The organism is Halobacillus sp. Cin3, assembly GCF_947311855.1.
Classification (GTDB): Bacteria; Bacillota; Bacilli; order Bacillales; family Halobacillaceae; genus Halobacillus; species Halobacillus kuroshimensis.
Window position 1 is genome coordinate 80,248 of sequence record NZ_CAMZMV010000008.1, and the last position, 7,627, is coordinate 87,874.

7 protein-coding genes and 10 tRNA genes are annotated in these 7,627 nt (G+C 46.9%); 1 reads left to right on the forward strand and 16 read right to left on the reverse strand.

Going from position 1 to position 7,627, the window contains the following annotated elements; translation table 11 throughout:
• Positions 1-401: 401 nt before the first annotated feature.
• From glmM to sigW, 5 genes are all read right to left on the reverse strand, one after another.
• Entirely contained in the window at positions 402-1,748 is a 1,347-nt protein-coding gene (glmM, locus tag QMA39_RS18250) for a phosphoglucosamine mutase (RefSeq protein WP_027953314.1), read from the reverse strand.
• A gap of 57 nt (positions 1,749-1,805) precedes the next feature.
• Positions 1,806-2,777 (reverse strand): CdaR family protein, encoded by a 972-nt coding sequence (locus QMA39_RS18255; RefSeq protein ID WP_281659507.1) that lies wholly within the window; start codon positions 2,775-2,777, stop codon positions 1,806-1,808.
• Positions 2,770-3,582: a diadenylate cyclase CdaA gene (gene cdaA / locus QMA39_RS18260; RefSeq protein ID WP_027953316.1), complete on the reverse strand. Its 813-nt coding sequence runs from the start codon at positions 3,580-3,582 to the stop codon at positions 2,770-2,772. Before cdaA ends, QMA39_RS18255 begins: the two co-directional genes overlap by 8 nt.
• A 142-nt stretch (positions 3,583-3,724) precedes the next feature.
• The gene (locus QMA39_RS18265) at positions 3,725-4,387 is read right to left on the reverse strand and encodes an anti-sigma factor (protein WP_027953317.1); all 663 of its coding nucleotides are present in this window, start codon (positions 4,385-4,387) and stop codon (positions 3,725-3,727) included.
• 15 nt (positions 4,388-4,402) lie between these two features.
• The gene (gene sigW, locus QMA39_RS18270) at positions 4,403-4,966 is read right to left on the reverse strand and encodes an RNA polymerase sigma factor SigW (protein ID WP_027953318.1); all 564 of its coding nucleotides are present in this window, start codon (positions 4,964-4,966) and stop codon (positions 4,403-4,405) included.
• Positions 4,967-5,140: 174 nt separating this feature from the next.
• On the opposite strand from sigW, the gene QMA39_RS18275 reads away from it, so the two are divergent.
• Entirely contained in the window at positions 5,141-5,335 is a 195-nt protein-coding gene (locus QMA39_RS18275) for an aspartyl-phosphate phosphatase Spo0E family protein (protein ID WP_027953319.1), read from the forward strand.
• A gap of 9 nt (positions 5,336-5,344) precedes the next feature.
• Here QMA39_RS18275 and rocF read toward each other — a convergent pair whose 3' ends face one another.
• The 11 genes from rocF to QMA39_RS18330 form a co-directional block, all read right to left on the reverse strand.
• Positions 5,345-6,247 (reverse strand): arginase, encoded by a 903-nt coding sequence (gene rocF, locus QMA39_RS18280; RefSeq protein WP_206936225.1) that lies wholly within the window; start codon positions 6,245-6,247, stop codon positions 5,345-5,347.
• A 233-nt stretch (positions 6,248-6,480) separates the two neighbouring features.
• Positions 6,481-6,556: transfer RNA gene (locus tag QMA39_RS18285), tRNA-Ala, on the reverse strand.
• Between the two features lie 3 nt (positions 6,557-6,559).
• Positions 6,560-6,634, reverse strand: a tRNA-Gly gene (locus tag QMA39_RS18290).
• Positions 6,635-6,644: 10 nt separating this feature from the next.
• Positions 6,645-6,717, reverse strand: a tRNA-Lys gene (locus QMA39_RS18295).
• A 91-nt stretch (positions 6,718-6,808) separates the two neighbouring features.
• Positions 6,809-6,883, reverse strand: a tRNA-Gln gene (locus tag QMA39_RS18300).
• A 113-nt stretch (positions 6,884-6,996) separates the two neighbouring features.
• Positions 6,997-7,082 (reverse strand) — tRNA-Tyr (locus QMA39_RS18305).
• A 10-nt stretch (positions 7,083-7,092) separates the two neighbouring features.
• Positions 7,093-7,168: transfer RNA gene (locus tag QMA39_RS18310), tRNA-Thr, on the reverse strand.
• 7 nt (positions 7,169-7,175) lie between these two features.
• Positions 7,176-7,251: transfer RNA gene (locus tag QMA39_RS18315), tRNA-Val, on the reverse strand.
• A 4-nt stretch (positions 7,252-7,255) separates the two neighbouring features.
• Positions 7,256-7,330: transfer RNA gene (locus QMA39_RS18320), tRNA-Glu, on the reverse strand.
• 8 nt (positions 7,331-7,338) lie between these two features.
• Positions 7,339-7,431, reverse strand: a tRNA-Ser gene (locus QMA39_RS18325).
• 4 nt (positions 7,432-7,435) lie between these two features.
• Positions 7,436-7,510 (reverse strand) — tRNA-Asn (locus QMA39_RS18330).
• Positions 7,511-7,627 lie beyond the last annotated feature (117 nt).

A 7,627-nucleotide genomic window follows, 5' to 3' on the forward strand; every position in this document is an offset into this window, starting at 1 on the left:
CTTCTGCACTTTATCCAGCCGTATTGTTCGAAAAGTCGCCTTTCCGTTTTACAGCTGAACCTGCGGCTGAAGTGTCACAGCCGGGAGGCATCCGCCGAATGCTCGATGAACCTCCACCTCGTCAACTGCGCATAGAAACGTTCCATCTGCACAGTCCTGGCGCTTTTAATGATTGATGACCTCTATCCTCCCTATCTGTTTCAAAATAAAGCTTCTCTCATCTGATACCCTTAGCTTTTCCCTATTAAAAGGATTTCGACAGATTTTTCAAGCACAAGTCATATTTTACCTGAGCCTTGTGAAAAAGGTCAATAAAAATAAGAGGCGTTAATGAATTGTAAGGACCTTGTAATAGAATATGCGCAGCTCTCCTTTCATGTGAAGAGCTGCGCGTCCATGCTTTATTCCATACCCAATTCTTCTTCAACGACTGCAACGACTTTGTTACAGTAAGTTTCACATTGCTCTTCTGTCGGAGCTTCCACCATGATCCGCACAAGTGGTTCTGTTCCGGAAGGGCGGACAAGGACACGGCCGCTGTCTCCCATTTCCTCTTCCACTGCCTGGATGGCTTCCTGAATACGTGGGTGGGTCTGTACACGGTTTTTATCAATGACTTTTACATTTTTCAAAACCTGTGGGAACTTCTCCATCTCCGCAGCAAGCTCTGAGAGAGGCTTTCCTGTCTCTTTAACGACGTTTACAAGCTGCAGGGCGGAAAGCATTCCGTCCCCTGTCGTGTTATGTTCAAGGAAGATGATGTGTCCGGATTGCTCTCCTCCGAGGTTGTAGCCGCCACGGCGCATTTCTTCCATCACATAGCGGTCGCCGACAGCTGTTTTATCACTCTTAATGCCGTTGGCTTCGACAGCTTTATAAAATCCAAGGTTACTCATGACAGTGGATACGACTGTAGAATGGTTAAGGAGACCTTTCTCATTCATATATTTGGCACAGATGAACATGATACGGTCGCCGTCTACAATGTTTCCTTTCTCATCGACAGCAATTAAACGGTCCCCATCGCCGTCAAAAGCGAGTCCGATATCCGCTTTTTTCTCTTTAACAAGAGCCTGAAGAGCTTCCGGATGCGTGGACCCGAACCCAGCATTAATATTCAGGCCGTCCGGAGAAGAGCCGATAGAGGAAATATCCGCTTCCAGATCAGCAAACAGATGAGAAGCGAGTGAAGACGTCGCCCCGTGTGCACAATCAAGCGCAATATGAAGGCCGTCAAAATCATAATCCACGGTCTGCTTCAAGTGCTGCAGGTATTTCTGGCAGCCTTCAAAATAATCATTGATCTGACCAAGGTCCGCACCGGATGGGCGTGGAAGATCGTCTTGTTCTGCATCAATCAGTGCTTCGATTTCCGCTTCCTGGTCATCTGTCAGCTTAAAGCCGTCCGGACCGAAGAATTTGATGCCGTTGTCTTCCACTGGATTGTGGGAAGCAGAAATCATAATGCCAGCCTCTGCCTGAAGCGCTTTGGTCAAAAAGGCCACCCCTGGTGTGGAAATGACGCCGAGACGCATCACTTCCGCTCCAATAGAGAGAAGACCCGCAGCAAGTGCCCCTTCCAGCATTTCGCCGGAAATACGAGTATCACGGCCGATTAAAACCTTCGGACGTTCCACCCCTTTGGTTACAACATAACCGCCGTAACGTCCTAGTTTAAAAGCCAGTTCTGGTGTTAATTCTTTGTTGGCGATCCCACGAACGCCGTCTGTTCCGAAATATTTACCCATTTTCAACGAACCTCTCTTTCTGTCCTATGCATATCAATTAAGTATAATTATTCTGATTTACTCTCCCTGCTGGTCATCAAGGACGTCAATGGTGACTTCAATCGTGTCCGGTGATACGGCTGTCGTGCCGTCCGGAAGGGGTACCTCAACGTCAACCACCTGATCTTCGGTCACTTCTGTGACATCCACTGGAATTTCAACAGGTTCTTCAATACCGGCCAGGACCTCTTCAGGACCCTGGTACGTTACATTTTCTACTTCCGTTGTTACTTCTTCAATCAGAACCCCTTCCTGAGTACCGCCGCTTGCTTCCGGCGTCACAGGGACCTCTTTCGTTCGTTTGGATACGGGGACGCTTACATCAACAGCCGCAGGCTCTACAAGAACGTTCAGTTCATTGCCCTGATTGTCATAAACCTTTACAGGGGCTTCTTCCTGCTCAACTGTACCTTCAGCCGCGCCTACATCAACGATGGCTCTGACAGAAGCTACACGTTCAACGACCGATGCCGCGCCTGTGATCTCCACCTGAGCCGGAGAGACTTTCGGTGTTCCAAGCTCAAGGCTGGTGTCCAGATTGTTCTCATTTGCATAATCGATGCTTACATCATAATTTTCGGTCGTCTTTTCTTCAATTTCCACTTCAATAATTTTCGGTTCAAGGGAAACAGCAAGCTGGCTGCTGATTCCTGAATGCTGGAGGGATACCTCATGGGTCCCAGGTCCAAGGTCATTCAAATCTACAAAAACGTTGAAGTTCTTCTGACGTGAAACGGGGGCTACAGCTCCCGCTGGACCCTCGACCGTCACGGTCACATCCTGCGGAATCCCGCTGACCACATATTCTTCACTGTCAAAGCGGATTTCAAGTGGAATGTTTTCCATCGTTTCAGATTCTGACGATGTCTCATTGAAAAACAGCGAGTCAGAATCCATGTTGTTATCGACATTGACCGTCACCCAGAGCAGACCGGCTAAAAGAAGTGAGATAATCCGGATAAACCATACACTTTTAAACCAATTATCCATTCTTTTTCCCCCTCCAGTTCCAGCTTTTAACGGCAGGAGCGGAGTAATCAAGCTCTGTACGCAGCATTTCCTCAAGCTTCACCTGATCGAGCTCGCGGTGCAGCTCACCATTTTTCGTACAGGAAATCGCTCCGGTCTCCTCAGATACGACAATTGTCAGCGCATCTGTCACTTCACTGATTCCCATCGCCGCCCGGTGCCGTGTTCCAAGTTCCTTCGAGATAAAAGGACTTTCCGACAACGGAAGATAACAGGCAGCAGCTACGATTTCATCATTCTTAAGTATGACGGCTCCATCATGAAGCGGTGTATTCGGTATGAATATGTTGGTGAGCAGTTCACTCGATAAATGTCCATTGACCCGGATCCCCGTCTCCACGTAGTCTCCCATGCCCGTATCGCGCTCAATCGTAATCAAGGCTCCGATTCTGCGCTTGGCCATATAGTTGCAGGATTTAATGATCGCCTGCAGTGTTTTTTCCGTATCTTCTTCCTCTGACGAATTCCTGCTGAAAAAGCTTCCCCGCCCGAGCTGTTCAAGAGCCCTTCTCAGCTCCGGCTGGAATAGGATGATAATAGCAAGGAAACCCCAGGTGATGGCCTGTGACATGAGCCATCGCAGTGTGGTTAGTCCAAATAAATTACTCAGCAGCCATATCCCCAGGATAATGAAGATTCCTTTTAGAAGCTGGACCGCCTTCGTCCCTTGGATCAGCATGATTAATTTATATACAACAAACCAGACAAGGGCGATATCCACAGTTATCAGCAGGTAATCTAAAACATCCAGTCCCCCATCAAGCATGCCTACACTTCCTTTTAAATAAAATAAATCTGAAAAATTCACATTTACCATTATATCACATAAGCTTTTTTGAATATATCAGAACCTGTCCTGATCTTATCATACCCAAAAAAAAGACAGAATGACCTATGTCATCCTGCCTTTAGTCTTCCTGTTCGGATCCGAAGGAGAAAATATCTGACACGGTTTGTTTCGTATGATACCAAACCCATTCATAAATCTGGTTCACTTCGGTCAATTCCCCTGAGTAGGCTCTGAGATCAGAACGGTTCAGTTCCCCTGATCCCGGCTCCCCGGCTGTTCCTTCCAGAATGTCCCCGTTAATGATGGTCACATTTCCATCGACAGCCCCGTCAATCCGCAGGTCCCCGTTTCGAACGACAAGGTCCCCCTTAACCGTGACACCATCCGGTACAATCACCGTGTGCTCTCTGATTTCAAGGTTTTCCTGTTTGGATACCGTCACCTGCTGATCCTGATTCCATGCTGTGAAAATGCCACTGAACATGAGAATAAAGAATACAGCAGCGGCGGTCAGAATCGGGTGCTGCTGCAGCCGGCGTATATAATTTCTCCGTTTTTTCTGCTTTGGGAGACTGTTCATCACATTTGCTGTAAACCGAGGCGGTGCAGAAACTGGAGATGTATTGGTAATCAGCGTAGTCGTCCGCTTCAGTTCATGAAAGTGGCTCTGGCAGGACGGACAGCTCTGCAGGTGATCTCTCAGTCGTCGTTCTTCCTCTGTGTTTAGTTCGCCGTCTAAATACTTATGCATGAGTGTAATGGCTTCTTTTCTGCAATTCATTCCCTCTCAACTCCTTCATACATGGCGAAGCCGTTTTCTTAGTGCTTCCCTTCCTCTGTGCACCCTTGTCTTCACCGTCCCTACGGGAATATCAAGGACTTCGGCGATTTCCTGTAGAGCTAGCTCATCCAAATACCGCAGAACAATCACGCTTCGATATTTCGGAGGCAGGGCAAGGATTTCCTTATGGATGTACGTCTGCAGTTCAAGGCTTTCGACCTCTTCCTCAGGCAGGGCCTGATCTGCAGCCAGCTGAGAGTACATATCCAGTCCATCCGTGCCCTTCACTTCAGCATCGAGGTGATAGTCCGGCTTCTTCTTCCGGATGCGGTCTATCGATAAGTTGGTGGCTATTCTATAGAGCCATGTTGAGAATTTGCGCCGCTCATCAAACGTGTGGAGGTTTGTATAGGCCCGGATAAATGCTTCCTGTGCAAGATCTTCAGCTTCGTATGAGTTCCCGATCATCCGCAGACATATATGATAGACTTTGTTCTGATAAAAAGAAACAATGTCTTCAAATGCTGCCTGATCTCCCTTTTTCACTTGTTTTATTTTCTGTTTTATCATGGTTTCCATTTGTTATACCTCCGCTATATGTGCGGTCGATATCCTTTACGGATGACCTCGCCTCAAAGTTTCAAAAAAATATATAAAAAAATATATATCTTTTTCCTAAATATAAGTTTAACTTTTTTTAGTATCGGATATAAAGCTGTAAATGTAAAAAATTTCTTAGGAGGACTACAAAACATGACGCGAGTGACTTCGTTGACAGAAGAAATCGAAGCTTGTCGTTTGGAAATGAGCCGTTTAGCCCGCCTCCATCACTTAACATCCCCCGAAGTTGTCAAGGTGAGCGTTAAGCTGGATCAGCTTCTTAATGAATATGATGAAGTGCAACATAAAAAACAGCAACCCGCCTTAAGTAAAGCAGGTTACTGTTAATGATCGAACTTATTTCAGCGTTTCTCCAAATAAAGAACCCATCAAACCGACCGCTACGCCGGCGGTTTTATTTTTTTCATCGAGGATAGGATTGACTTCCACAAATTCTGCGGAGGTAATCATTTCCGATTGATGAAGCATCTCCATAGCCAGATGACTTTCCCGATAACTCAGGCCGCCCATAACAGGTGTGCCGACACCCGGCGCATCATTCGGGTCCAGACCGTCCAGATCAAGGCTGAGGTGCACGCCGTCTGTCCTGTCCTTCAAATAGTCCACGGTTTCTTCAATGACTTTAGTCATTCCCATACGATCCACTTCATGCATCGTATAGACTTTGATCCCCTGCTCTTTAATCAGTACCTTCTCCCCTTCATCCAGAGAGCGGGCACCGATGATGACGATGTTCTCAGGCTTAATCTTAGGAGAATAGCCATGAATGCCCGTAAGCTTTTCATGTCCGATCCCCAGACTTGCTGCCAGCGGCATTCCATGAATATTTCCGGACGGTGAACTGTCCGCTGTATTTAAATCCCCGTGAGCGTCATACCAGATCACTCCGAGATTATTGTAGTGTTTTGCGACTCCTGCAAGAGTTCCCATAGCAATACTGTGATCTCCTCCTAATACAAGAGGGAAACGGTTGTTTTCGATGACCTGATCGACCGCTTCAGCCAGTCTGCTCGTTCCTTCAGCTATTTCGTGAAGGTTCCTAAGGTTATCATGCTTTACATCCGTCTGATGCTTCGGACGAGGAATCTCAATGTCTCCTAGATCTTCAATGGTATAACTCAACTGCTCTAGACGTTCAACCATCCCTGCATACCGGATAGCACTTGGACCCATATCGACTCCTCTGCGCATTTGACCAAGATCCATGGGTACTCCGATTACTGAAAGCTGTTTATTCATTAAAGTTCCTCCTTTTAACACTATTTTCATTGTATCCGTTTTATTAAAGATGACTCAACTGGACATCATTGTGTATATATATACGTTATTTCCTGCCTTATAGTGGTAATCATGCATGTTTACAAGCTTCCTGCCAAACCATCGGATGACCAGATATAAAAAAAGCCTGACAAAGTCAATGTCAGGCTTTCTATCGTATAAAAGATCATCAGGATCTATTTCGTTCTATGTAATGGTGGAGCCTAGCGGGATCGAACCGCTGACCTCCTGCGTGCAAAGCAGGCGCTCTCCCAGCTGAGCTAAGGCCCCATATGGAGCGGGAGACGGGATTCGAACCCGCGACCCCCACCTTGGCAAGGTGGTGTTCTACCACTGAACTACTCCCGCGAAAAAGAGATGAGCCATGAAGGATTCGAACCTTCGACCCTCTGATTAAAAGTCAGATGCTCTACCAGCTGAGCTAATGGCTCCTAAGGAAAATGATACTCGTTTTTTTATGAGCATTGCGCTCATTATATAGAATATGCTCAACACATGGTAGTCTTATTCTTAAAGGAAATATGGCTGGGCCAGCTGGATTCGAACCAGCGCATGACGGTACCAAAAACCGTTGCCTTACCGCTTGGCTATGGCCCAACAAGTACAAAATTAGTATAACCATCTTAAGAATATTATACAATCATGTGGAATTTTTTCATAAAAAATAGCTGATGATTAAGTCAGCTTCTTATGAAACATTAAAATAAAAATGGTGGAGGGAGTAGGACTCGAACCTACGAACCCGATGGGAGCGGATTTACAGTCCGCCGCGTTTGGCCAACTTCGCTATCCCTCCACTTGAAAAGTGGTGCCGGCCAGAGGACTTGAACCCCCAACCTACTGATTACAAATCAGTTGCTCTGCCAGTTGAGCTAGGCCGGCTAAAATATGGTGGAGGATGCAGGGTTCGAACCTGCGACCCCTTGCTTGTAAGGCAAGTGCTCTCCCAGCTGAGCTAATCCTCCATAGTGGTGACCCGTACGGGATTCGAACCCGTGTTACCGCCGTGAAAGGGCGGTGTCTTAACCACTTGACCAACGGGCCAATGTTAATGGCGGAGAGTGAGGGATTCGAACCCTCGAAACCGTGGTAACGGTTTACACGAATTCCAATCGTGCTCCTTCGGCCAGCTCGGACAACTCTCCACTATGGCTCCAACGGTAGGATTCGAACCTACGACCGATCGGTTAACAGCCGATTGCTCTACCACTGAGCTACGTTGGAATCATAAAAGTCTTCAAAACAATAAGGAAAGAGAATCAATGTGGCAGCGTCCTACTCTCACGGGGGTAAACCCGACTACCATCGGCGCTGAAGAGCTTAACTACTGTGTTCGGCATG